Genomic DNA, 23021 nt, shown 5'->3' with positions numbered 1-23021 from the left:
GGGCTGGAGCGGGCGTTGGGGGCGCGGTGATCCGGGAGGGGCGCTCGGGCGTGTCCCGGCCGGAGAGGGAGGCCAGCATCAGGCGGCGGGCCCGGCGCTCCAGCTGGGTGATTCCGGCCGGGTCCAGCACGGACAGCTCGGCCCGGGTCAGCCCCTGCGAGGCGGCGACTGGTTCCAGCTTGGCCAGGAGCTGACGCCTCTGGTCGGCCTCGACTTGGGCGCGGGCGTGGCGCTCGTGGCCGCGCTGGGCCTGCCGGTGCAGGTCGGACGCCTGGGCGCGCAGGTCCCTGACCTGGTCCAAGGCGGTGTCCAAGCGGTCCCGGGCTCCCTGGGCGCCGGCGCGGGCGGCGGCCGGGGTGGTGCCCTCCATCAGCAGGCGCAGGCGGCCGGTCTGGGCGCGTTCGTCGGCCAGCCGGTACTCCTCCCGCAAGCCCGGTAGCTGCTGGGCCTCCAGTTCGTTGGCGCGGCGGATCAGGGCGTTGGCCTGGGCGGCCTGGCGCTCGTGCTCAAGCACCACCGCCTGGTCCTCGACGTCGACGGCGGCCGCGGTCGACGGGGCGGGCAGGTTGGGTGTGCCCGCGGGCAGGCGGTCGGCGAGTTCGTCCAGGAGCAGCTGGTCGTCGTCGTCGGTCAGCGTGGCGGCGTAGGCGGCCACCGCCCGGGCGAGCGCCTGGGCCTCGTCGGCGGGGTCGCCGAGGCGGGCCCGGGTGGTCTCGGGCTCGATCTCGGCGCCGGGCAGGTACAGGTCCGTCCTCTCCCGTGCCCGCGACATCGCCGGGTACAGGGCGCGGGCGTCGGCCCCGAGGCCGTAGACGTGGCAGCGGTCGGTGGTCATGCCCTGCGCGGAGGCGATCGTGGTCGCGTAGCCCAGGTCCAGGTCGCCGCGACGTAGCTGGGCGGGGGTGATCCAGGCCTGTTGGACCTGGCCGTCGCGGTGCCAGGCGACGCAGGCGCCCCGGCGGGTGTCCACGGCCGTGACCACGCCCCTGTAGCCGTTCAGCACGTCGGGTTCGTCGCCGTGGCGGCTGCGGTAGTCGTTGCGGCGCACCCGGGCCTGCTCTCCCACGCCCAAGGCCAGGTCCTCCCCGCCGCGCGTGGTGAATACCAGCTCCTTGCCCACGTGTCCGGCGGCCCGGGCGGCCGCGGCCGCCTTGCGGTTGAGCGCGTCGACGTCGGCGCGCGTCACCGCGAGCAGCAACAACTTGTCGACGGCGTCCAGGGGGTTGGTGTAGCGGGTGCGGTCCGCGGTCCAGGCGGCCGCCATCTGAGCGTGGGCGGCGTCGGCGTCCACGGGGGCGTGCACCATCCCGCGCTGCGCCCACATGGTCAGCGCCGACTGGCGCGCGCCCGTACGCCAGGCCTCCAGGACCTGGCGGTCGACGGCGCTCTTCTGGCGGCGGTTCTCGGTCAGCACCGGGCCGTCCAGGCGGTGGTGCAGGCGCGCGAACACCGACCCCGCCGCGACGGGGCGGAGCTGGAGCGGGTCGCCGATGCTCACGATCTTCGTGCCGCACCGGACGGCCTCGGCCACCAGGGCGGCCATGTCCCGGTCCCCCACGGTCGCGCCCTCATCGACGACCAGGACGTCGACGCCCTCCAGGCCGCGCCCGTCCGTGATGCTCTGTCGCCAGGACGCGATGGTGCGCGAGGGGATGCCCGCTTCGGCGCGCAGGTTGGCGGCGGCGACGGCGGCCACCGCGGCTCCTTCGACGCGGAGGCCGGCGGCCTCCCACGCGCACCGCGTCGCGCTCATGATGCTCGTCTTGCCCGACCCGGCGACCCCGAGCGCGGTGTCGATGTGGTGACCGGCCCTGATCAGCCGCGACACGGTCCCCAGCTGTTCGCGGGAGAGCTGGAAGCCCTTGACGCCCTGCCACACCTTGAGCGCGGCCGCGGCCTCCTCCAGGTCCACCACGCCCTTGCCCGCGTCCATCCCGGCCTCGGCGGTGTCCAGGATGGTCGCTTCGGCCTCGGGCAGGTCGGCGGCCGTGAACCGCGCCGAGTGGGACATGTGGACCGCGCCCTGGTCCGGGAGGCGCAGCGCCATGGGGTGGGCGAGCACGTGGGCGGTGAGCGCCTCCAGCTCCTCCCCCGAGGCGATGCCGCCCTCGCACGCCGCCGCCACGGCCGCCATGATCCGCGCCTCGGTGACGACCTTGCGGGTCGCGGTCACCCCCGTCTCGGGATTCCACACCGCGGCCGCCACCGCGTCGGGGTCCGGGCCCAGGTCAGGGCGCGGCCCCCGCGCGGCCGCGGGCCCCTCGGAGCCGGGCTCACGCCCTTCCAGGACCGCCTTCCACAGCACCTTGGCCGGGAACCCCAGGGCCTTCATGCGCTTGTGCCAGGAAGCGCGCTCCTGGGCGCGGGTGGAGGCGACCTTCTTCGCGGCGGTCTTGCGGGCGGCCGCCCGGGACGCCTTGCCGGACGCGCCCTCCCCGGCCTCCGCCTTGGCCTGGTCCCGGCGCCGCGAGAACGCGGCCTTCACCGTGTCGGGGATGCCGACGACGTCCCACTGGCGCGACTCGGGGTCCTGGGCATAGACGAACCCGAACTCGGCGGTCATCTTGCGGCGCTCGATCGCGCGCTGCATCTCCCCGAACGCGGCGACGTGGCGCATCAGGTCCCGGCCGCCGGCCCCGATGGTCAGCCACGCCCCGTCCGAGGGGTCGCAGCCCATCACGGAGATCATCACGTGGGTGTGGGTGTGCGGGTCTCCCGGCTCACCAGGGACCACCGCACGCGAGGTGCGGTGCTTGGTGGCCGTGGCGATGATGCCCTCGACCGGGCGCCGCTGCGCGCTCTGGCCGTCGCCGTGGTGGCCACGCATCACGTACGCCAACACCTTCTCGGCGTAGGCCACGGTCTCGGCGACCGCCTCGTCGTGGATCTGTTCCATGCGGGCGGAGATCGCGGGCGGGGCGGCCTCCTGGGCGAGCTGCTGGCGGCGCGGCCGCGTCAGGGTCAGGTCGTAGGCGCGCACCCCGACGTCGACGCGCTCGTCGCGGTGCTCCTGGGCGTGCGCGAGGTCGGCCGAGGGGTAGACGTCGGCCAGGTCCACCCCGGCCGCCAACGCCACCCGCTCCAGGTCAGCCACCGGCGCCGCGTGGTGTTCGCCCTCGGAGGTCAGGCACCGCACCAGCCGCTCGTACCGCTGCCACGACCAGGGGGAGCGGCGCCCGCTGGGCCGGGGCCGGGCCGGGTCCTCTTCCCACGACAGCCGCCACAGCAGCTCCTCGACCGACACGCCCCATCCGGCGGCGGCCTTGTCGACGGCCGCGACCAGGGGCCGGGCGGGCAGCAAAGCGGCCGGGGCGGTGGCCTGCTTGAACTTCATCAGCCGCTCACCCGTGCGGGGGTGGCGGCCCGCGATGATCCGCCGGACCTCCTCGACGTCCTCGACGGTGGCCAGCGCCGTGCCGGAGGCGCGGCCGAAGCGGCGCCACCCGGACCCGAGGCGGATGATCGGGTCCTGACCCCGGGCGAGCCCGAGCCGGTACTCGACGGCGACGTCGCGGACCTCCTCCTCGCCGCACGCACCCAGGAGCCGGTAGTCGCCCTGTTCGGCGGTGTGGATCGGCGTGGCATGCGCGCCCACCCTCTCCACCCCCGCCCCTGTCGTTTTTCGCCCGGTACGGGCGGTTTGTATCGCGCAGCGATACCTGACGCACTCACCTGTAGTTCAGAGCACCCTAGCGACTCCGCTCCTTCTGCACCACAGCACTGTTGATGTTGAGCGCAGCGGGGATGTCAGTGGAGACGCAGCCAACCTGTCAGTGGTCAGCACAAAGAAGCCGTCAGGGCCGCGCAGCCTGCCCTGACGTAGGGAGTGACCGGGTTCGGCCAGGTGCCCACACTCCGCCTGTGGCTGGCTACGGTCGCACCATGACCACCCACCCCTCACCCCCTCAATCGCCTTGGCGCGAACGCTTCAAGGAGCCAGTCACCCGGCTGAGTGAACATCTCGGCCGGCGACGCCATGGACTGTCCTGGGCCGCGGTCATCGTCGGCGGGCTCGGAGCGGCTGTGGCGTTGTGGCCCCTGGCCACGACGGTCTGGGACCTACTCGGCCTCGCCACGGGCCAAACCTGGCGCGTGGCCGCAGCGGGGGTGTGCGCTCTGATCCTGGCAGCCGGTGTGGTGGGGGTGAACCGGAAGCGCACCGCGCCGGTGCGGTTGCTCTGGCTCATCCTGGCCGCATGGGCGCTCGCTGCGGGCGCGGTTGCGGCCATGACCGCCCTGGCGTGGCTGGTGCTCGATACGCCTCAGTGGAAACCACCCGGGGAAATCACCCCCAGGAACCTAGACGCGATCGCCACCCGCGCCTTCGCCATCGTCGCCGGCCTGGGCGGCGTGGCCCTGCTCGTGATTGCCTACCGACGCCAACGCACCACCGAGACGGGGGAAGAGCGTGAGGTGTCGAAGCTGTTCACCGACACCTTCGACAGCGCCAGTGACAAACTCGGCAGCGAACACGCTGCCGTGCGACTGGCCGGAGTCCACGCCCTGGCACGGCTGGCCGACGAAGCTCCCGAGGGTCGCAACGACCTCGTTCAGATGATCATCGACGTGCTGTGTGCCTACCTGCGCATGCCCTATGCCCCCGAGCCCGGCGAGCTGCCCCAGGGCGCAGACAACGACCAGTGCGAGGACCACCGCGCACGCACGCTGGAGTTCGCCTCCTTGCGCGAGGTCCGTCGCACCATCATCCGCGTTATCGGCAACCGCCTACGAGAAAACAGCCGCTGGCGCGGCAAGGACTACGACTTCACTGGCGTCGTCTTCGACAGCGGCAACTTTTCCAAGGCTCACTTCACCGGTGGGAAGGTGTCCTTCAGCGGGGCCAGGTTCACTGAAGGAACGGCAGACTTCAGCAGAGCCGAGTTCACCGGCGGGAAAGTGGACTTCACGGAAGTTGAGATCACTAAAGGGAAGGTTGACTTCAGCTGGGCAAGCTTCGTCGGCGGGGTGGTCGACTTCAGTGGAGCTGAGCTCGCTAGCAGGGAGGTCTCCTTCGTCAAGGCCAACTTCAGTGGTGGGAAGGTGCTCTTCAACGGGGTTAAGTTCGCTGATGGAGAGGTGTTCTTCGGCGGAGTAAGGTTCACCGGCGGGAAAGTCTTCTTCAATAGAGCAGAATTCGATGGAGAAAAGGTGTCATTCAGTGGAGCTGAGTTCGCTGGAGGAACGGTGGACTTCGCAGATGCCAAGTTCGCGAAGGGGAAGGTTTCCTTCGTCAAGGCCAACTTCTCTGGGAGCAGGGTGCCCTTCAGGAAAGCCAAGTTCGTCGGGGCGACGGTGGACTTCGCAGAGGCCAAGTTCGTTGACGGTACGGTGCTCTTTAGTGGGGCTAGTTTCGCTGATGGAGAGGTGTTCTTCGGCGGAGTAAGGTTCACCGGCGGGAAAGTGTCCTTCAGTAGGGCAAAGTTCGTTGGCGGGGTGGTCAACTTCGGTGGGGCTGAGTTTGCCGGGGGGGAAGTATCCTTCGGCGTGGCCGAGTTCGTTGGCGGGGAGGTGTCCTTCGTCAAGACCGACTTCGCTGGCGGGGAGGTGGACTTCCACAAGGCCAAGTTCCCTGGTGGGAAGGTGGACTTCCGATACGCCTTTGGCCCGCACCCAAGGGGGTTGATGGAAGCGATCAAGAACGGAAAGATCGGTGTGGTGGTGTTGCCCAAACGTTGGCAATCGGATACCGACCAGAACGGTGGGCAGGAAGGCTCCAGAACGTCGGCTGACACACCCGACTACTGACATGTTTACTGCGCTCAACAGGTTTTTCGGATGGTCCTCGGTCGGTCGGTTGGACGAAAGTCTGAGTGCTGAGGATCGCGTCGGGGTTGGATGGCGTCCATGGGAGAACACGTCGAGCACGGCCAGGAGGACGCGGCCGTCGACCCTTCGCCGCGGGGGCGCGGTGGGTCGATGGCCGCGATCCGCGCCGCCCTGGCCCGTCCAGCCGCGCGCGGTCCGGCGCACTGGACCGGGCAGCTGCCGGAGCGCCGCCAGGAGCCGGTCGACGTGATCGGCCGCTCCACGCCCGGGAGCCTGCCGCCGACCCGGTGAGGATCGCGGAGGACTTCCCGATGACGTGGTCCACCAACTTCGAAAACACCGCCCGCAGCGGCGGGGACCGGTGGCAGGCTCGCTGCCATGAGCGATCACACCACCTCCGTGGCCACGGTCTCGGTCCGCCTCGTAGGCGGCCCGGACGACTGGCACGACAAGACCCTCGATGGCATCTACACCGCAGGCGACCTGGCGGGCTCCAGGGACTCCCTGGGCACCTACCTCATCAGCTCCAGCGTCCCGGCCGGGCATTCCGACCCCGGCGCCCGGGCGGTCTACGAACCGAACGACGTGCCGTTCCCGGCGGATGTGTGGTTCTTCCGAGGGTGGGTCCCCTCCTCCCCAGCCGACCCCGAGAGGCGCACCCCCGAGCACCTGGTCGACGTCGAGGTGAGCACTGTTGGCGGTGTGCCCCAGGAGTGGGTCGACGCGGACGGTGCACATTACGTGCTGCGGATCCTGGCGCACTGGCAGGCCACCGGGGAGGACCAGCTCGCTCCTGACGTGTGGCACGTGGCCACTACGCGCGGCGCCGACATCGCGCTGCACCGCCACATCGGAGACGTGTGGCAGGCCGGGCCGCTGCCCGCTCTCCAGGACCAGGAGGAAGCGCTGTGACGCACGGCCTGCGGTGGTCGGCCGCCGCCCTGACCGCGATGGGCGTCGTCATCGTCACCGATTTCGCCCGGCCCGTGCTCACCCTGCCCGGCGGCCTGGCGCTCGCACTCGTGGCGGCCGCGCTGCCCTGGTGGCAGTGGGCCGTGGGCACCGGACGGATGAAGGGCACCCCCCGGATGTGGCTGTGCGGCGTGGCACTGCCCTTCGTGGCGGTCGCAGGATTCCTCGGGGTGACGGCCCGAACCGGCGACCTAGCAGGAGAGGTATTCGGCGCGATGGTGTGCACACTCGTGTTCATTCCTGCCGTGATCACCGCGACCACGGAGTGCCAGGATATGCAACGCGAGACGTAGCAGGAACAGACATAACAGCAGATCAGACAGGGGGGTTTGCGCGCTCCCGTCCGGGCGCGCGCACGCGCGTCTACACGGGCGCGCGTCCAGGCGCAAGCCCGCGCGACCGCGCGCGCGCCTGGTCGTGTGTCCGTCCGCTTGCCCGGGCGGGAGAGCGTGCGAGCATGTGCCCATGACGAAGCAAGTGGCCCTGGGTAACCAGAAGGGTGGGGTCGGCAAGACCACCACCACCGTGAACATCGCGGCCGCGCTCGCCCAGCGCGGCCTGCGGGTACTGGTCGGGGACCTGGACCCCCAGTGCAACACCACCAGCACGCTCGACTGCCGGATCGGGGACTACACCCTGGCGGAGGTCATGGACGTGGACCCCGCCACCCGCGAGGTCGTGCCCGGCTCGGCCGCGGCCGCGATCGTTCCGGCCGGGGAGGCGTGGCCGACCGGGATCGACGTGCTCCCGGCCAGCCCGACGCTGGCCGTGCGCGAGCAGGACACCTGGGACGGGCGTGAGCACCGCCTCAGCAGGGCTTGTGAGGGCGTTCTGGCGCCCTATGACGCGGTCCTGTGGGACCTGCCCCCCAACATCGGTCAGATGACCGTCAACGGCCTCACAGCGGCCGATGAGGCCTGGATCATCACCGACCCCACCCGCTACGGCCTGGACGGCGTCGCGCTCATCATGGGCGCCATCGACCGCGTTCAGCGCTACCACCACTCCGGCCTGGCGCTGGGCCAGGTCGTGATCAACATGTTCGAGGGCACGCGCGATGAACCGAAGTTCCGCGCAGCCGAGATCCGAGACCGTTACGGCGACCTGGTCTACGACCAGGAGTTGGTGCGCGCGGAGGTGGTGCGCAAGGCGACCGGTGCGGCCGCACCCCTGGTCGCCTACGGGGCCGAAGGGCGCGTCCCCGCGGCCGCCATCGACCGCCTGGCCGCGACGATGTTCGGGTTGGCCGTCTGATGTCACCCAAGCCCCAGCCGAAGTCGTCCGCGGCCCCGACCGGGCAGCCTGCGGCCGTGCCGCCACGACGCCGCGACGAAGCCTCCCAGCAGCACCCGTGGGAGCCAGCAACGCCGCCTCCAGCGGCGGCCGCCCTCGCCCCGCAGACGGAGTCTGACGAGCGCCCGGGCGAACCCGCGCCCGGGCGCCCGTCCGCGCGTGCGCACGCGCGCCCGCGCGCACGCACGCGAGGAAAGACTTTTGACCGGGAGAAATGGTCCAAGGAAGTGAGCGTGTCCGCGCTCAAAGTCGGAGCGGCCCAGCGCAAGTTGGCCACGCGCAAACAGGAGCTGGCGGAAGTGATCGGTCAGGCGCGCGCGGCCGGTGCCGACGACAGCCTCCTGAGCGCTTGGGTGATCGCGGCGGGTTTGACGCCTGAGGACCTGGTCCAGGAATGAGAACGGCCCCGCCCGAACCCGGGCGGGGCCGTGATGTGCAGATCAGTGCACGATGGCGTCGGCCGGGTCGGCCCACAGCGGTCCGGGCCGGGACAGGAGCTTCTCCAGCGCGGCCGCGCGGGTGGGGGCGGTGGGCAGCGCCGGGGTGTACTCGGGCGGGCGTCCGGTGTCGGCCTCGGCCGGGGCGTAGGACCAGCGTTTGGCGTCCTTGCGCCACACGTAGCCCAGCACCCGGTGGTCCACGGGGGACTCGGCCCGGTAGGGGCTGTGCTCAACGTCGGGCCGATCGCGGATCAGCCGCACCCGCGCCAGCTCCGCTTCGGTGTAGGGGCACAGCGGCCGGGTGTCGCGCCGGGGGCGGATCCGCCGCGTGGTCTGGGCCCGCTCCCCGAGCTGGGGCGGGGGCAGCGGGGCGGTCAGGTGCGTCCACAGCGCCACCACCGCCTCCTCCCGGGTGGGCCAGGGCCCGCCCGGCACCGGCCCGGCCGTGGTGTGCGCGGTGCGCCCCCCGCCCGTGGCGGGTTGGAGCCAGCCCCAGCAACGGCCGTAGGCGTACACGTCCTCGCGGCCCGGCACCCGGCCCCGGTAGAGCTCCCAGCGCTCCATGTGCTGGGGGTGCATCCCCACCAGGCCGGTGTGGCGGCCGTGCAGCGAGGCGATGCGCACCGGGTCCTGGAGCACCTGGGGCAGGAGGGTGCGCACCGCCGCCGCGATGTCGGTCACCGTGGTGGTCGCCTCGGGCGGACGCCCTCCCAGTTCCGCCTGGGTCAGGGTACGCAACTCCTGGTCCGTGGGCGGGGAGTAGATCGCCCACCCCGCGCCGCCATTCCAGGCGCGTAGGTCCGCCAGGTGGCCGACGAAGTGCCCGTCGACCTCGATGCGCAGGCGCGGACGGTCATCGTCGGGGTCGCCCGTGACCAGCACCGCCACATCCCGGATCGGGGCGGCGTCGGCCTGCTCCTGGACCTCGGCGGGGGCGGTGATGTACGCCGCGTTGGGGTCGAGCAGGTGGTCCACCACGCTCTGGCGGGTGCGGTCGTAGCGCGGGCTCAGGATCGCGATGTCACCCAGGACGCCGTCAGCGGCCGCGCGGGCGCCGTACCACGGCGGCGCTGCGGCGCCGCGCCACACGTACCCGAGCACGGTCTCGCCCTGGTGCACCCGCCACATCCGGGCCGCGCCCAGCTCGTAGGCGTCCATCTGCTCGACGCCGACTCGCTCCAGGCGCACGTCCTGCTGCGGGTCGGGCACTTGCTCGTGCTCCTGGCCCTCGCCGTCGAAGGGCAGCTCCTCGACCCCGGCCGGGGGCGTGGGGCGGGCGCCGGGCAGGGCGGGGGCCGCCTCGGGCATGGACCGCCACGGGCTGGTCCACTCGGTGACCTCGACGACCTCGTCCACCCGGGGAGGGCGCACGCCGCCGCTGTGGTCGTCGCGCCGCCAGCGCACCGAGGGCGCATGCCCCTCGACCCCGTGGGCGGCGGCGTCGATGACCCCGCCGGCCAGCACCCGCACCTTCGCGCGAATGGTCCAGCGCTGGGATGCGGGCCGGGCCGACCCCCACACGGCGCGGGCGGTGTAGGCGTCGGGGTCTTGGGCCCGCAGCAGGGTGTCGGCGTCCATCTCCCGCACTGCGCGGGGCTGGCGCACCTGCGGGTAGAGGTCGGCGTAGTCCTCGCGGTGGTCGATGATGTGCGCGCGCCCGGCCTCGGTGAGCCAGTACCGGCGGGCGGTGTCGTCGTCGACGTAGCCGCGCCCCGTGGTGCCCCGGGGCCTCTCCCGGGTGGCCAGGTGTTCTTGCCAGCGGGCGCCGCCGGTCCAGTCGTCGTCGGCCCCGGCCGGTCCGGCGGCCGCGACCTGGACCAGGCGCTCCCACAGCCACGCGGACAGCGGCTTCCATGCTTGGGTGGCGCGGGCCGGTGTCGCGGCGGGGGGTGCGGTTTCGGAAAGCTCCTCGGTGGGGGTGCCGTTTATGGAACCGGTCTCCTCCGCTTCCTGGTCGGCGGTGGCCGCCGTGCCGAACGTGGTCTCCCACGCGGCCGCGACCGCGGCGACGTCGGCCTCGTAGGCCACTCCGAGGGCGTTGCGCACGGCCCCGGCGGCCGGGGGCGGCGCCCAGGTGGGCGGGAGTACGCCGCGTTCGGCGTCCGCGAGGACGGGTCGTGAGCACGCGATCCCGGCCCCGGTCGGGAGTTGGGCGCGCACCGCTGTGGCGGCCGCGGCCAGGGTGAGCCCGGCCCCCACCCGCAGACCGGCCAACCCGCCGGGCAGCGCGCCCTCGACCACCAGGTCGGCCACGCCCACACCGATGGCGGCCGCGAGCGCGGCCAGGCGCTTGACCTCGGGGCGCTCAGCGCCGGACTCGTAGCGGATGACCTGCTGGCGGGTAGTGCCCAGGCGTTCAGCGACCTGACGCTGGCTCAGCCCGGCGGCGGTGCGGGCGGCGCGCAGCCGCGCCGGGTCCAGGGGCAGGCCCTTCCCGCGCGGCATCAGGCCGCCCTGGCGGTGAGGGCGTCGGCCTGGGCGCGCAGGTGCGCGATGTATTCGTCCACGGCGTCGCCGCGCTCGGCCGGGTCGGGGCAGTCGCCCTTGTGGCGGGACAGGCTGACCCAGGTATCGAAGCGCAGGAGGTCGTGGCCACGGGGCGGGATGGTGGTCACCTGGTAGGACTCCCCGGCGCGAATGGGTGTGGGGAAGTCATCGCAGCGGCGGGGGTGGCGGGCGGCGTGGGTCCGGATGAACACGGCGGCAGATCTTCTCGGGTCGGGCAGGCGCATCAGTGTCCATCCTAAACCACACGTGCACTTTAGGTAAGTGATCCATGCGACTCGGCATGTGTGGTTTAGGTAACGCCGAATCCTGGCCCGATGACTCCTCGCTTTACGCCCACCCACTCTGAAGCCCTAGGAACATGGAGAGCGGGACGGGTTCGACACAGGGCTCGTAGGAGATGCGGGAGGTCGCGGTGTACCTGGTGTTTGTTGATGACAGCCAGCAGCGAAGAGACCTTCCGCGTGAAGGACTGGAAGACCTGGTGGCCTTGGGGGCAGTGATCATCCATGAAAGCCAAATGTTGGAGTACACGGCCAAGGTCGAGTCCTTGCGGTCGCGACTGGGCGTCCCAGACGAAGAGGAGTACAAGTGGAAGCCACGCAAGTCTTCCTTCCTGGCTGATGCCGGTGGCGAGCTTGTCAACGAGCTAACCCGGGGCATGCTGGAGATCGCTGCTGAATGCGGTGTTAAGACGGTCGTGGCGGCTTGGGACCGCGGGCGAACCAACTGGGACAAGCCCGAAAGCGAAAGCGTGTGCCGGAAGATGCTTTTCGAGAGGATTGAGCGCCACCTCGACGGCGAGGACGAGTTCGGCGTCGTCATTTGCGACGAACCCGGTGGTGGCCCCAGGCAGGTCACGAGCTTCCTGGCTGAGTGCCGGTCCTTGCTTCGGGAGGGAACGGAGTATGTCAAGCAAAGACGCATCCTGCTGCCGTTCATGACCGCCCCTTCGGAGCATGCCGCACCCCTGCAACTTGCTGACCTGGTCACGGCGGCGACCACTGCAGCTTTGGCAGGTCATCCACGAGGTTTGCGTCTACTCGATTTGCTGCGACCCCTCATGCGACGCAACTACTGGAACCAGGCTGGTGGTTATGGGTTGCTGTTGTGGCCGCCGCCTTTGGTTGGTCTGTACTACTGGGTCGCCGGGGACACCTCCTACAGGAACAGGCCGCTTGAACCTCAGGGACTTCCCTTCGTCAGTTCGGGCAACGTCTTCGCGGAGGAGTGCGGCTTGAAGCACGGCGACTCTCCGTGTGACTGTGCAGAGCGAGCCAAGGGTGTGGTTTAGGTAGCGCGGATTTCCGGTCGAATGCTCCCCGCGCCGCCGGACCCCGGCGTCGGGCCCCCGATTTTTCCTAAACCTGACCCTCGATAAGTGAACCTTATCGGCGGCCAGACAACCCCGGTTGACGACTGTGGGCACGGAGAAGCCCCCGCGCAACGCGACGTTGCGCGGGGGCTGTCGTGATCTCGCTGTGTCTTTAGGCCTCTAGGCCCAGACCGTTTGCGGGAGGGCGCAGTAGCTGCTGTCTCCTCGCACTATGCAGACCCGCAACCGGTGCGCGGTGTCCTCGGCCAGGTTGCCGCTCGCCCAGGGGCTCCAGTACGGCGAGTTGTGGCCGCGGGTCGTGGCGACGCGCCCGTCGGTCAGCAGGGTCGCCTCGATGCCCCAGCCGTCGGCGACCGCGTCGTAGACGATGACGGCATCCCCCGGATCTTCTCTGCCATCGCCATTCGTATCGCCGCCGGGGTCCCGGCTCCACTCGGCGAAACCGGCGTAATTCCCGTTGGGGAAACTGATGCGGATGCGGGTGTTCCTGGCTCTGGTGTCGTACTCGGAGGTGACCACGGCCGTGGTCAAGACGGCTTGGCCCGGCTCTTCTTCCTGGGCGGTCGCGGGAGCCGCTGTCGCGGCGGAGAGGGTGAACGCGGCGGCCAAGGCCATCACACCGCCGGTGAACCGTTGATGGGATCGGGTCTTCACGAGATTCCCTTCGAGGGGTGGGGGGTTGCCCTCGTAGTCTTACCGGCGCGCACCGTGGCCGCCATCGCGTGGCCGGTAGCGGACGGCGACCGATGATCCCACCTGCCCCGAGAGCACAACAGGGCACTCCACAGCGCCGTGGAGTGCCCATCTCCCCTGGTCAGACACCTCCGAATGCGGAATGTGTGACGGCCCCCACATGCCCATGGCCGCTCCTGCAGGCGACTGCGGTCTTCGGGACGGCCGACGGCCAGGACACGGCGAAGGGCCGCTCCCCCTCGATGGAGGGCTGACAAGGTAAGCCGGAAAGGGGCAATGGCAGTTCGCTGGCGTCGCCCGAGGACGGTCTGGCCGCACTGATAAGAGCAGTTACCGGAGCCCAGAACCAGGCGATACCGGGATGAACCACGCGGCGCGGGTAGACCACTCCGCACGGCCGAATTGGTCTACCTCCTGAACTGCGAAAACGCTAGGCCATTGCCCCTTTCGGGCTTATTTGGTTCGCCCCCTGCGCGCCCGAGCGCCGTACACCTACTCGCGCACCCGGTTGCGCGTCAAGGCTCGCAGGCCGGTCCGGCGCAAGCGTGTGCGCACCATCGCCGGGACCAGGAATCGACGCAACTTTCCCCGCGAACAAGACCACCCCCGAAGCTACTCGCGAGTTACTTTGCCCCTCGCCGTAGCGTCGGGAGAACTGGGTCTGTCCGAAGGATGCGGTATTCCAGATTCATCAAGCTGGGATCGACGCGACTGACAGGCGACGCTCTCGGTGGCATGCAACGCATGACGGCACCTATGCCTACTGAAGGAGGAGAACGTGCGCCAGGATGACCTGTTGGAGACGGTCCGAGAGGGAAACATTTGGTTCAAAAAGCTGAACCACAGGCTCATCGATGAAATCAGGAAGGGGCTGGCCACCGACGTCAGTGATGAGGACGCCGCTCATGCCCTCCTCTACCTGCTGATCGACGACTTGCCCCATCCGCCAGACCACGGAATCTTGGACAACCCCGAAGCCGGTGCGGTCCTCCGATGCATTGTGAGCGTGCTCTGGCGACTGGGAATCGAGTTCGAGCCTCCGTTCCATGACAAGCACGAATACGAGATCTTCCGCAGGACCAACAACTACGGGGGCGAAGACGAATTGATGTTGGTATTCGCGCCTGTGCGGCAGGCTTTGGATCGGCGCGACCGACTCCATGCTGGAGGCGGGATTCGAGGCCTACGAGGCGACTTGCGCACCCTTATCTTCGCTGCCGAGTACAAGCCGGAGATCGTCTGGCGCGACGTGGCAGCAGGAACCATCGAGATCACGAAGAACAAACAGCACTGCCTGCTGTACGATCGCCCGGTCGGCCCTCAAGGGCTTACCTGGGGAGAACTTCTCCACTGGTGGAGGCACCAGGACGGTAACTATGCGCTCCCAGAAAAGGTACTGCGCACAGCACTTCGAGACCGTCTCGTGCGCTCCCTGAAAAAGAATGAGCCTGAACAACTGGTGCTGGACTCCTACTGGCGGCTCTCCCAGAACAAGGGTTTCGATGCCTTCCCCGCACTTCTGCCGCAGGTGTTCCTCCACTTCGACCCGATCGCGCAAGACCAAAGGAGGCAGCGAGTGGAAGGGCAGGTTCTTCCACGGCAGCGCATGGACTTCCTGCTGCTTGCTCCGGGCGGTCGTCGGTACGTCCTAGAGGTGGACGGTAAGCATCACTACTCGCGTGACGGAGTGCCGGCGCCGGACTTGTACGCGGAGATGGTGCGCGAAGATCGGCGTATCCGACTCCAGGGTTATGAGGTGTACCGGTTCGGTGGCGCGGAGTTCCGCGATGCCAAGGCGGCGGAGACCATGCTGAGCGAGTTCTTCAGGGAGCTTCTTGGTGGGATGAGGAGCGAGGGGTCCTTCTAAAGCACGAAAAGCCCTTCGCTTTCCGGACGATCCGGAAAGCGAAGGGCTTCGTGTTGGGGGTGTTCTCCCGAACGCCCGGCAACAGGACAAGTAACCGGTGAGTAGCTACACCGGGCCCAGCGGCCTTCGGAGGCGGGTGTAGCAGCGAGGGCAGGCCGGGGCCGTCACCGCGGCGGGGGCGTTCCAGGTGAAGCGGCAGTACCAGCGTCGGCACCGGCACGGCATGGTCGCGGGGGCGTAGTCGTCGGTGGACAGCGGCGCGGTGTGCCCGCAGGCCGGGCAGATCCACTCGTGCGGGGTGGCCTCCGTGCCGTGGGTGCGGGTCATCGACAGGTGCAGGCGCATGTGCCCGGGTTCGGGCCCGTGCGGGTCGGCCACGTGGCCACAGGCCGAGCAGCGGGGGTAGGAGGGCTGGCCGGGGGTGCGGTTGAGCCACACCATGAGCAGGGACATCGACGCCTCCGAGGCGGTCGGTGCGGTCAGGGCTGCGCATCCAGGCCCAGCGCGCGGGCGGCTGGGCAGGGGTAGGTGGTCTCGCAGGTGATGCACCGGCGTTCGGTGATGTGGGCGCTGCCGTACAGGTAGGAGGCGTGCAGGGCGCACTCGGCCTGGAGCAGGACCAGGCCCGCTTCGGCCAGGGCCTCCATGGCGGCGTCGGTGCGCGGCGCCTGCTCCATCAGACAGCGCTGGACGTGGTCCTCCGCCCGCAGGGCGGGGTGGGTGTAGGTGGCGGCGTCGCACTCGTCCAGGCCGTAGGTGTCCAGGGCGTTGGCGTGGTGCAGGGCCGTCCACAGCGCCTCGGCCGGGACCAGCCACACGATGGCGTCGGGGTCCTGGCCGTGCAGGGCGTCCGCCAGTTGCTGGAGGGCAGCCGGGAGTGGTGGCGGGGTGGGGTCGGTGCGGGCGAGGGTGTCCAGCAGGGCGGCCAGGTGGCGCCGGTCGACGGCGACGGTCTCGGCGAACACGTCGATTCTCCTTCGTTCGGGGGCGGGGGTTCAGATGCTGATCATGAGCCGGTGGCCGGTGGGGAGCACGCCTTCGGCGCGGTAGCCCGACCACCCGTGAGGAGGGGGGACCCTCATCACGGCGTGCTCGGCCAGGACCGTCTCCAGCGCGGGCTCGTGCACCCGCACCAGGGCCCACAGCCCGGCGCCGTCCTCGGTCTCCTCCATCACGTCCAGCTCCCGCACCCGGCCATCGAGCGCGTGCGCCCAGTCGGCCAGGCCGCGCAGCAGGGCGGTGTGCGCCGCGGTGGGCCTCCGGGGAGGATCGGTCCGGATTTTGGCGGTAGCCCTCTCCGTGACGCACGTGACTGAGCGCGCACACCTGCGGGTGTCCAACTAACGAACGATTCTCGGATACCCCGCCGACAGGGCGCGCGCCCCCGACTGATCCGGGCCTACGCGGGCTCGCCGTACTCGGCGACGTAGGCCGCGCGGTTCTGCGCGATGATCGCCCGGCCCGCCTCGGCGGTGAGGCGGTCGACCGAGGAGACGGCCGACACCGGCCGCCCGTCGACGGCGGTCGTGATCCAAGGGCGGACAAGGTAAGCCGGAAAGGGGCAACAGCGGTTCCCTGGGCCACGCTGAGCACCCGCACAGATCTACCCCTGACGTGCGAAAATGCCAGTCTGATGTGCCGTACTTGGCCCACCCCCAAGTACTGATACGACAATGGCCCCCGAGCAACGGAGTGTTGCTCGGGGGCCATTGTCGATTCTCGACTTCGGCTGAGGGCTACTCGTCCTCAACTCGCTCGGCCGCGGCCATCGTCGCCGCAGCTAGGGCCAGGGTCGCGTGCACCTGGGCCACGGCCGCCAAAGCGGAGCCGGTCTCCGGCCGGTCAGTGGCGTAGGTCGCCGCTTGTTCAGCCAACTGCTCAGCCGAACGGCGGTCCAAGTTGTACTCGTGCTCGTAGCTCACATCGCTCCTGTTCGTGGCCAGCTCGACCCATGAACGTCTCTGCTGGTCCCCATCTCCTACTCCTACTCGTCCTTGGTGAAGCCCACCCAGCCGCTACGGAGCTTGCCTGAGGCGAGCACAGTGGAGATGTGGTCGGGGGTGGGAGCGGTGAAGTCGAATAGGTGGGACACGACCAACAGAACCCCTTGCTTGTCCGCGTGAGCGGCGCGGATCTGGGGCCCGCTCGGCCCCCCGATGGGGGCGCTGTAGACCGGGAAGGGAGGCGTCTGGAGGGCCACCGCGATCTCGAAGTGCGTCAGGCGGGCGGTAACACCCTTCACCGGGCTGTCCATCGGGATCTGGCCCAGAGGGCGCAGTCCGGCGTGTTCGAACTGCGTTCCGATCTCGACCTGCCAGCGGTCCTGGTCATCGAGCTGGATCATCACGGATTCGAGGCCGGGGTTAACGAGCAGAGCCGGGCGCAGGTCCATGGCGCCGTTCCTGGAGAAGGGCAACACCACGCTCAAGGCCTCGTGGCTGAGATGAGCGTCGTTGGTCGACTTGCCGGTCACCAGGCCGCTGTCGTTCCAGTCCGGAGCACGGCACTGCTCATGGTTGAGTTCGGCGAACGCGTAGGTGTGCATGTCGATCACGTACAGTGCCGGAGGTTCAACGCCCAGGGCTCCCCCGCAGGTCTGGCAGTCGCGCGCCCACAGGTGCGCTGCGAGCTGTTGGATGCCCTCTTCGCCGAGCTTGCTCTCGATCTTCTCGGTGAGCTTCAGTTTTTGTACCGCCACGGGCCACCTTGTTCGTGAGTAGGCCGATGAGTCTTTCGTGTTGTGCTCGGTCCGGGTTGTGCACAGCCGTGTATGGCCGCATCCGGACACGAGAGAGCCCTGCCAGGAGGCGGAAAGGGTTCGACGGTGCACACAATCGCGGAGAAGTGCTCGGTTACCGGCTGGTTCTCCTGATCCGTGATCTCAAGGAGTCACCGCTGTCTTGTGGTTGGCCAGAACTTCGGAAGAGCTGTTCTTGCGCAACTGGTTGCGCGGACCGGGGGTGTCGCCGTGCGCGCGCAACCAGTTGCGCTCCAAAGCCCGGAGAACGGTCAGGTGCAGGGGTGTGCAGTTGGCGGCCAGCGCACCCAAAACCGCGGAGGACCGCAGTCTCACCGGCCAGGCTCGGTCCACCGGCCCATGACCGGCCACAGCTCCCCCGGATCGGCCACGGGGGTGAACCCGGACGCGCTCAGCCACGCCACCCGGCCTGCGACCCCGGGCGCTTCGTCGGGGACGGCGAACACCCACTCCAGGCCTGACTCACGCGCGGCCGCGGTGAACGCGTCCAGGAGCTGGAGCCCGACCCCGGCCCGGCGGGCAGCGGGGTCGACGACGACGGCCTGGACGTAGCCGTGCGGCGGCCGCACCGGGGCGCCGGGGCCGGGGTAGACGCCGTCGAACGTGCCCGCCAGCCAGCCCACCGGCAGGCCGTCGTCGTCGGCCGCGACCAGGAGCACGTCCCCGTCCGGGGCGTAGACGGTCTCGGCCGCGGCGGCCAGGGCGCGCAGGCCGGGGAGGTCGGTGTCGTCGGCGGGGCGGATGCGCATGCTCTCCAGGATGGCCCCGGCGGTGCCGTGCGAGGCGTGCAGATCCTCGCACGCGTGCTACCTCTCGCACGAATAGCACGCGTATCACTCCAGGCAGAAGCCTTACAGAAGAGCGATGGCACCGTCTCGTCACGCGGGCACGAAAAAAACCGGCCCCTCGCAACGGTGCGTTGCGAGGAGCTGGTTTCAGATTCTCGCCCTCGGTTGAGGGGCTAGGCGTCGTCGGTCTTCTCGCCTGTGAGGCGTTGGAGCATCTTGCCTGCCTTGGAGGGCTCCTTGCCTGCTGCCTTGACGAACCGCATCGTGCTGTCGGCGTGATCGAGCAGGCGGAACAGGTCCCCTTGGCCGACGCCGTTGTAGATGTCGGAGATCGCCTGGCGGTAGGCAGTGCTGGCGTACTCCAGGCGGAAGGCGGGGGTGCTGGTGTGCAGGAAGACCTCCTGCTCGCCGTCCTCCTCGGCTTCCAAGATCCCGTCCTTGTCCAGCGCCAGCAGGACGTGGATGATCTCCTCGCGGGTGGTGCCCGGGAAGATCGGTCGCAGGTCCTGGTGCAGGTGGTGCGCGATGACACCGCGCTCGCCCGCGTTGTTCGACTCGCAGACCAGATGGTGCAGCAGCGCGACGTGCGGCTGCTCGGGAACTTCCTCCAGGTGTAGGACGCCGTTGAAGTCTCGGGTGATCGCCACCGGTTTCTCCTTCGGGGGTTGGGGGTGTTGCTCGCGGTCAGCTCTGCCGGTCGGCGTAGAGCGCCAGGCCCTCGTGGGCCCGGTCCAGCGCCCGGACGAACATCGGGTCCAGGACGTAGAAGTCGTCCAGGTTCTCCTCGGGGAAGAACAGCTCGTAGATGTCGGCGCCAGCGAGGGCTTCGCGGGCCAGGGCCTCGGAGTGGAACTCGGCCATCTCCAGCAGCTCGCGGACCTCCTGGCTCTCCTCCACGCGGTCGGCCTCGGCCGCCAGGTGCTCGCGGACGGCCGTCTCGTCCCAGACCCGCACGGTGCCAGCGGTGACCTTCTCGGACCAGTAGGCCGGGTCGGCCTGGGTGAAGGACATCGACTCCAGGATGTCGTCGGCGCCGTTGATCAGCACGTAGTCACCGAAGCCGCGGATCAGGAGTCCGCCGGGGAAGGTGTGTACCTCCCACAGCTCGGGGCCGCGCTGAAAGCGCAGGTGCCGGTAGGCGCCCTGGTCGAGCAGGATCTCCATGGTCGTCGTGGCATCGGTGGCGGTCGCGGTGGTCATCGTCTTCTCCTCGGGTCGGTGTTCAGAATGCCGCCCGGACACACAGCCCGGGCGGCGTTTGGAGAATGTCAGGGCGTCAGCTCCCTATTCGATGGGGTGGACGTGGCCCAGGACGACGCCTCCACTGACGCCCGCGACCATGACGCAGGGCACGCCATGGCCCAGGTTCCACGCCCTGCTTCGGGTGACGGTGATCAGAGGATCGTCGTCCAGGGTGTCGGGGTAGGCCTTCACCGGCGTGCCCACGGGGTATCGGGCGTTCCACAGGTCAGCGGTCATGATGAGCTCCAGACGTAGTCGTCAGGTCCGTCCGGGTCCTGCCCGGGCGCGGGTGCGTAGACCACGGAGGTCTCCGACGCGGTGGCGGGGCGGGCGTGCAGCCGCAGGTGCTGCACGCCCTGGTAGGTGTGGCCGCGGCTGGTGCCGTCGATGGTGAGGGACGCGGCGGCCGCCGTCTCCACCACCAGGTCCTGGTGGTCGACCCCGATGCGTACCGGGGTGTCGTCGGGCAGGTGTTCGGCGCTGGCCAGCGCGGCTCTCAGGTCTCCCAGGGCCAGGGCTCTCATGTGTGCTCTCCTCGAAGGACAGGGCCCGCGCTCCGAGGGGAGCGCGGGCCGTGCGTGGTGTACGGGCTGGTCAGAGGCGTTCGCGGCGCCGCTTCTCGACGGCGGCCCACGACCACTTCGGCGGGTCGGGAACCCTGGCCACGGCGGTGACCGCGGACAGGTGGGCCCGCCACGGTTTCGCGTGGTGGGTGCCGTCGTAGTCGTCGTGGTCGTACAGCCACAGGTGGTGGGCGGAGTAGTCCAGGAGGCGACCGCGCACCACGGCGCCGTCGACCTCGACGTCGACCTCGGTGTGCAGCTCCAGGGTCTCCAGGGTGTCCAGGATGGCGGTCACGGACGTCCTCCCAACCAGTACTCGTCCGGCGCGGTGCTGTACGCGGTCTCGGCCAGGGCCAGGCCCTCAGTGGTGAGCCAGGGCAGGCGCCCGGCCTCCCACATCAGCCGGAGCCAGACCGCCTCCATCGACTCGTCGGGCTGGTCGGCCGGAACGCCTCCGGCCCGGTAGTGGTCCAGGGTCGCCTGGGCCAGAGCGTCGACCTCCGTGCGGGTGTACCAGGACGCGCCCTTGGTCTCCCCGGGCGCGGCCACGACCCGCCCTTCGGCGGTGGCGGCCGCCAGGTGCCAGTAGTGGCCCGGGGTCGGCAGGTGCGGCAAGCTCGCGCACAGGTTGGGCAGGTGTCCCTCCCACAGCAGCCCGGCTCCGGTGACGGTCAGGCCGACTTCCTCCTGTACTTCGGCGACCAGGGCCGCCGCGACGGAGGTGTGCGAGTCGCGCACGTGCCCGGCCACGGGGGCGGTGCCCTTGGGCCACCAGCCGCGGGTGATCATGAGCAGCCTCTGCTCGGAGTCCTCGATGAGGATGCCCACGGACGTTCCGCAGCAGCGCTTCATCTTCTTCGTGGTCGGCGTGGTCATACTGGTGACGCTCCTTCGGGAGTGGCGCGGCCCGCCCCGGTTCCTTCGGCATGAGGAGGGGCGGGCCGCGTGCTTTTTTCGTCACGCGCACTGCGTGTGACGGGCGACCGGTCGGTCTCCCCGCCGGCCCCGCGCGGGGCGGGGCCAGCAGAGGCACCGGCCGGTCAGCTCTCCTGCGGCTGCTCCTGGGCGTCGATGCGGGGCTTGAGGTCACGGCCGATCCGGGAGGCGAACGCGCACGCCACCAGCACGGCGGCGGCGAGTCCGGTGGATCCGATCAGGGCCGTGGTGGTGGGGGCGCCGATGATCACCGCTGACAGCAGGATGAAGAGCATGTGGAACGCCTGGTCAAGGGCGGGTGCGCCGACCTTGTAGTAGTCGTGCTTGCCGGTCCGGTGCAGGGCGTAGGCCAGGCCCTCCAGGGTGCTGCGGCGGTCGCACCAGTAGTGCGAGGCGGCGTTGACGGCTAGGCCGATCACGAGGTTGACCACGCCGAAGGCGGCGTCGGCGTAGAGGATGACCACGGCCAGGGCCAGCGTCTGGCACAGGGTGAGGGTGCCCACGTGGCCCGCGCACGCCCGCCGTCCGGCGGCGTCGCACTGGCCCTTGGTCTGGGCCTGGTGGTTGGACTGGGCCCAGTGGTCGCCGATCCAGTGGCCAGCGAGCAAAGCAGCGAAAGCAGAGGTCATCATGGTGGTGCTCCTTCTTCGTTGTTGTGGGAGTGGTCGGGGCCGCCCGTGCTGTGGAAGGTGAGGGCGGCCCCGGCGTGTGTGCTTGGGCGGGTCAGAGGTGCAGGTTGCCGTGGTAGTCGCCGCCGACCTGCATCAGCGACCCTCCGTGGATCTCGCCGACGAAGTTGTTGACCGCCGTGCGGCGGCGCGGCCGGGCGGCGAACAGCAGCGCCACCTGTCCGGGGAAGTCGGTGTCGACGTCGTCCAGGGCGCGGCCGGTGGCGGCGTCGATCACGACCTGGTCGCCGGGAAGGTCGGCCAGAACCTGGCGCAGGGCGGCGACGGTCATGGGCTTCATCGGGTCTCTCCTTCGTTGTGCTGTGCAGATGAGGCGGGCGACTTCTCGGAGGTGGTCAGGCGGTGACGGTGAGCGGGGTGGTCTGCCCCCGGTGGCCGTACAGGCCGGTCCCGGTCTCCTGCCAGGTGCCGTTGGGCTCCTGGTAGCCGGGCAGCGTGGTGGGGGCCGCCAGGTCCAGGCCCGCGCCCAGCGCGGCGTACTGGCCGCTGCCCAGCAGCAGGCTGCGCACCAGGGAGCCGCCGCAGTGGATCTGAGCGAGGCTGTGCAGGCGGGCGACGACGGCCACGCCCAGGGCGCGCGAGGCGATGAGCAGGCGCTCCCACGCCTCGCGCTGTTCGGTCAGGGCCTGGTGGCCGTCGACCAGGAGCAGGATCGGGGCGTCGGTGTCGTAGTCCTGGGTGAGCGCGTCGACGAGTTCGGCCTCCAGCTGCGCGGAGGTGGTGATGTGGTGGGCGGCCGCCTCCGGTCCCCAGGCGGGTCCGCCGTCCAGGTCGATCTGGACGGTGTGGACTCCGGCCGCGCGGGCCTGGGTGGCCAGGCGCCTGAGCGCGGTGGTGCCGCCGCAGCCGCGGGGCCCGGTGATGATGCCGTGTTCGGTCTGGCTGTTCTCGTCCAGCAGCTGCCAGGTGACGGGGGCGCCCTCGGGGGTGGTGCCCAGGGGCAGGGGGAACGGGGCGGCGGTCTGCTGGGTGGTGGTCGTGAGGGTCACGGCGGTCCTTTCGGGGTGCGGTGCTCGGGTGTGGACCGGGCGGTCCTCTGGCCTGCCGGGCCCCCGTTGAGGGGTTCGGCAGACCAGACCAGCGCCCGGGGATAGTGACTGTCGGTGACGTGTGGCGGGGTGGTGGTGCGTTCGTGGGTGGGTGACCCGTGGGGGGGTTGGGTGCCCCCACACC

General features: G+C 70.0%; 28 protein-coding genes. 8 read left to right on the top strand and 20 right to left on the bottom strand.

Annotated features, from left to right (window positions below):
* Positions 1-3595: MobF family relaxase (mobF, locus tag ABD54_RS29385; protein WP_152692057.1), on the bottom strand; the 3595-nt coding region annotated here is incomplete at its 3' end.
* Positions 3596-3882: 287 nt separating this feature from the next.
* Here mobF and ABD54_RS16895 point away from each other — a divergent pair.
* From ABD54_RS16895 to ABD54_RS28335, 6 genes are all read left to right on the top strand, one after another.
* Entirely contained in the window at positions 3883-5745 is a 1863-nt protein-coding gene (locus ABD54_RS16895; RefSeq protein ID WP_082166863.1) for a pentapeptide repeat-containing protein, read from the top strand.
* A gap of 99 nt (positions 5746-5844) precedes the next feature.
* A complete protein-coding gene (locus ABD54_RS16890; RefSeq protein WP_152692056.1) occupies positions 5845-6057 on the top strand; it encodes a calcium-binding protein in 213 nt (70 codons plus the stop codon).
* Between the two features lie 87 nt (positions 6058-6144).
* Positions 6145-6678: a hypothetical protein gene (locus ABD54_RS16885; protein ID WP_047870457.1), complete on the top strand. Its 534-nt coding sequence runs from the start codon at positions 6145-6147 to the stop codon at positions 6676-6678.
* Positions 6675-7031, top strand: coding sequence for a hypothetical protein (locus ABD54_RS16880; protein WP_047870456.1), 357 nt, complete (start codon positions 6675-6677; stop codon positions 7029-7031). Before ABD54_RS16885 ends, ABD54_RS16880 begins: the two co-directional genes overlap by 4 nt.
* A 172-nt stretch (positions 7032-7203) precedes the next feature.
* On the top strand, positions 7204-7992 hold the full coding sequence (locus tag ABD54_RS16875) for a ParA family protein (protein WP_082166862.1): 789 nt from the start codon (positions 7204-7206) through the stop codon (positions 7990-7992).
* A gap of 272 nt (positions 7993-8264) precedes the next feature.
* Complete coding sequence (locus tag ABD54_RS28335) at positions 8265-8429, top strand: hypothetical protein (RefSeq protein ID WP_160313088.1); 165 nt, start codon at positions 8265-8267, stop codon at positions 8427-8429.
* A gap of 42 nt (positions 8430-8471) precedes the next feature.
* Here ABD54_RS28335 and ABD54_RS16870 read toward each other — a convergent pair whose 3' ends face one another.
* Together ABD54_RS16870 and ABD54_RS16865 are read right to left on the bottom strand one after the other, a co-directional pair.
* Complete coding sequence (locus tag ABD54_RS16870) at positions 8472-10916, bottom strand: helix-turn-helix transcriptional regulator (protein WP_047870455.1); 2445 nt, start codon at positions 10914-10916, stop codon at positions 8472-8474.
* A complete protein-coding gene (locus ABD54_RS16865; RefSeq protein ID WP_152692055.1) occupies positions 10916-11203 on the bottom strand; it encodes a hypothetical protein in 288 nt (95 codons plus the stop codon). The genes ABD54_RS16870 and ABD54_RS16865 overlap by 1 nt, the downstream gene beginning before the upstream one ends.
* Positions 11204-11376: 173 nt before the next feature.
* Here ABD54_RS16865 and ABD54_RS16860 point away from each other — a divergent pair, with 173 nt between their 5' ends.
* Positions 11377-12270, top strand: a complete 894-nt coding sequence (locus ABD54_RS16860; RefSeq protein ID WP_047870453.1) for a DUF3800 domain-containing protein — start codon at positions 11377-11379, stop codon at positions 12268-12270.
* 201 nt (positions 12271-12471) lie between these two features.
* On the opposite strand, the gene ABD54_RS26735 is transcribed toward ABD54_RS16860, so the two are convergent.
* Positions 12472-12966, bottom strand: coding sequence for a hypothetical protein (locus ABD54_RS26735; protein WP_152692054.1), 495 nt, complete (start codon positions 12964-12966; stop codon positions 12472-12474).
* An 817-nt stretch (positions 12967-13783) separates the two neighbouring features.
* Between ABD54_RS26735 and ABD54_RS16850 the strand changes: the two genes are divergently transcribed.
* Positions 13784-14872 (top strand): hypothetical protein, encoded by a 1089-nt coding sequence (locus ABD54_RS16850; protein WP_152692053.1) that lies wholly within the window; start codon positions 13784-13786, stop codon positions 14870-14872.
* A 105-nt stretch (positions 14873-14977) separates the two neighbouring features.
* Here the strand turns inward: ABD54_RS16850 and ABD54_RS27970 are convergent, their stop codons facing one another.
* The 16 genes from ABD54_RS27970 to ABD54_RS16775 all read right to left on the bottom strand — a co-directional run bounded on the left by ABD54_RS27970 (position 14978) and on the right by ABD54_RS16775 (position 22837).
* Entirely contained in the window at positions 14978-15325 is a 348-nt protein-coding gene (locus tag ABD54_RS27970) for a hypothetical protein (protein ID WP_047870451.1), read from the bottom strand.
* A 26-nt stretch (positions 15326-15351) separates the two neighbouring features.
* Positions 15352-15837 carry a hypothetical protein gene (locus ABD54_RS16840; RefSeq protein ID WP_047870450.1) on the bottom strand — a complete coding sequence of 162 codons (486 nt, stop codon included), beginning with the start codon at positions 15835-15837 and terminating at the stop codon, positions 15352-15354.
* 30 nt (positions 15838-15867) lie between these two features.
* On the bottom strand, positions 15868-16212 hold the full coding sequence (locus ABD54_RS16835; protein ID WP_235432089.1) for a hypothetical protein: 345 nt from the start codon (positions 16210-16212) through the stop codon (positions 15868-15870).
* 396 nt (positions 16213-16608) lie between these two features.
* A complete protein-coding gene (locus ABD54_RS16830; RefSeq protein WP_047870449.1) occupies positions 16609-16794 on the bottom strand; it encodes a hypothetical protein in 186 nt (61 codons plus the stop codon).
* Between the two features lie 62 nt (positions 16795-16856).
* Positions 16857-17570, bottom strand: coding sequence for a hypothetical protein (locus ABD54_RS16825; protein WP_047870448.1), 714 nt, complete (start codon positions 17568-17570; stop codon positions 16857-16859).
* Between the two features lie 183 nt (positions 17571-17753).
* Entirely contained in the window at positions 17754-17945 is a 192-nt protein-coding gene (locus ABD54_RS27965) for a hypothetical protein (protein ID WP_152692052.1), read from the bottom strand.
* Entirely contained in the window at positions 17942-18379 is a 438-nt protein-coding gene (locus tag ABD54_RS16820; protein WP_047870447.1) for a GNAT family N-acetyltransferase, read from the bottom strand. Before ABD54_RS16820 ends, ABD54_RS27965 begins: the two co-directional genes overlap by 4 nt.
* Positions 18380-18591: 212 nt before the next feature.
* Positions 18592-19065, bottom strand: coding sequence for a hypothetical protein (locus ABD54_RS16815; RefSeq protein ID WP_047870446.1), 474 nt, complete (start codon positions 19063-19065; stop codon positions 18592-18594).
* A gap of 37 nt (positions 19066-19102) precedes the next feature.
* Positions 19103-19618: a hypothetical protein gene (locus tag ABD54_RS16810; protein ID WP_047870445.1), complete on the bottom strand. Its 516-nt coding sequence runs from the start codon at positions 19616-19618 to the stop codon at positions 19103-19105.
* 84 nt (positions 19619-19702) lie between these two features.
* Positions 19703-19897: a hypothetical protein gene (locus ABD54_RS16805; RefSeq protein ID WP_047870444.1), complete on the bottom strand. Its 195-nt coding sequence runs from the start codon at positions 19895-19897 to the stop codon at positions 19703-19705.
* On the bottom strand, positions 19894-20184 hold the full coding sequence (locus ABD54_RS16800; protein ID WP_047870443.1) for a hypothetical protein: 291 nt from the start codon (positions 20182-20184) through the stop codon (positions 19894-19896). Before ABD54_RS16800 ends, ABD54_RS16805 begins: the two co-directional genes overlap by 4 nt.
* Before the next feature lie 70 nt (positions 20185-20254).
* Positions 20255-20518: a hypothetical protein gene (locus ABD54_RS16795; RefSeq protein WP_047870442.1), complete on the bottom strand. Its 264-nt coding sequence runs from the start codon at positions 20516-20518 to the stop codon at positions 20255-20257.
* Entirely contained in the window at positions 20515-21099 is a 585-nt protein-coding gene (locus tag ABD54_RS16790; RefSeq protein ID WP_235432088.1) for an NUDIX hydrolase, read from the bottom strand. The genes ABD54_RS16795 and ABD54_RS16790 overlap by 4 nt, the downstream gene beginning before the upstream one ends.
* Before the next feature lie 164 nt (positions 21100-21263).
* A complete protein-coding gene (locus ABD54_RS16785) occupies positions 21264-21791 on the bottom strand; it encodes a DUF3307 domain-containing protein (RefSeq protein ID WP_082166861.1) in 528 nt (175 codons plus the stop codon).
* 91 nt (positions 21792-21882) lie between these two features.
* Positions 21883-22128, bottom strand: coding sequence for a hypothetical protein (locus ABD54_RS16780; protein ID WP_047870440.1), 246 nt, complete (start codon positions 22126-22128; stop codon positions 21883-21885).
* Positions 22129-22183: 55 nt separating this feature from the next.
* Positions 22184-22837, bottom strand: coding sequence for an AAA family ATPase (locus ABD54_RS16775; protein ID WP_047870439.1), 654 nt, complete (start codon positions 22835-22837; stop codon positions 22184-22186).
* Positions 22838-23021 lie beyond the last annotated feature (184 nt).

This window comes from Nocardiopsis sp. RV163 (genome assembly GCF_001029525.1).
In the GTDB taxonomy this organism is placed as follows: Bacteria; Actinomycetota; Actinomycetes; order Streptosporangiales; family Streptosporangiaceae; genus Nocardiopsis; species Nocardiopsis dassonvillei.
This window is presented reverse-complemented; position numbering and strand designations above follow the sequence as displayed.

Bases quoted from the DNA above. Each gene is read 5' to 3' on its own strand.
- ABD54_RS16800 (WP_047870443.1), bottom strand. From the start codon at position 20,184: ATGAGAGCCCTGGCCCTGGGAGACCTGAGAGCCGCGCTGGCCAGCGCC.
- ABD54_RS16895 (WP_082166863.1), top strand. From the start codon at position 3,883: ATGACCACCCACCCCTCACCCCCTCAATCGCCTTGGCGCGAACGCTTC.
- ABD54_RS16820 (WP_047870447.1), bottom strand. From the start codon at position 18,379: ATGCGCATCCGCCCCGCCGACGACACCGACCTCCCCGGCCTGCGCGCC.
- ABD54_RS16785 (WP_082166861.1), bottom strand. From the start codon at position 21,791: ATGATGACCTCTGCTTTCGCTGCTTTGCTCGCTGGCCACTGGATCGGC.
- ABD54_RS16780 (WP_047870440.1), bottom strand. From the start codon at position 22,128: ATGAAGCCCATGACCGTCGCCGCCCTGCGCCAGGTTCTGGCCGACCTT.
- ABD54_RS16860 (WP_047870453.1), top strand. From the start codon at position 11,377: ATGCGGGAGGTCGCGGTGTACCTGGTGTTTGTTGATGACAGCCAGCAG.
- ABD54_RS16790 (WP_235432088.1), bottom strand. From the start codon at position 21,099: ATGACCACGCCGACCACGAAGAAGATGAAGCGCTGCTGCGGAACGTCC.
- ABD54_RS16810 (WP_047870445.1), bottom strand. From the start codon at position 19,618: ATGACCACCGCGACCGCCACCGATGCCACGACGACCATGGAGATCCTG.
- ABD54_RS16875 (WP_082166862.1), top strand. From the start codon at position 7,204: ATGACGAAGCAAGTGGCCCTGGGTAACCAGAAGGGTGGGGTCGGCAAG.
- ABD54_RS16890 (WP_152692056.1), top strand. From the start codon at position 5,845: ATGGGAGAACACGTCGAGCACGGCCAGGAGGACGCGGCCGTCGACCCT.
- ABD54_RS16885 (WP_047870457.1), top strand. From the start codon at position 6,145: ATGAGCGATCACACCACCTCCGTGGCCACGGTCTCGGTCCGCCTCGTA.
- ABD54_RS16865 (WP_152692055.1), bottom strand. From the start codon at position 11,203: ATGCGCCTGCCCGACCCGAGAAGATCTGCCGCCGTGTTCATCCGGACC.
- ABD54_RS16805 (WP_047870444.1), bottom strand. From the start codon at position 19,897: ATGACCGCTGACCTGTGGAACGCCCGATACCCCGTGGGCACGCCGGTG.
- ABD54_RS27970 (WP_047870451.1), bottom strand. From the start codon at position 15,325: ATGTCCCTGCTCATGGTGTGGCTCAACCGCACCCCCGGCCAGCCCTCC.
- ABD54_RS16870 (WP_047870455.1), bottom strand. From the start codon at position 10,916: ATGCCGCGCGGGAAGGGCCTGCCCCTGGACCCGGCGCGGCTGCGCGCC.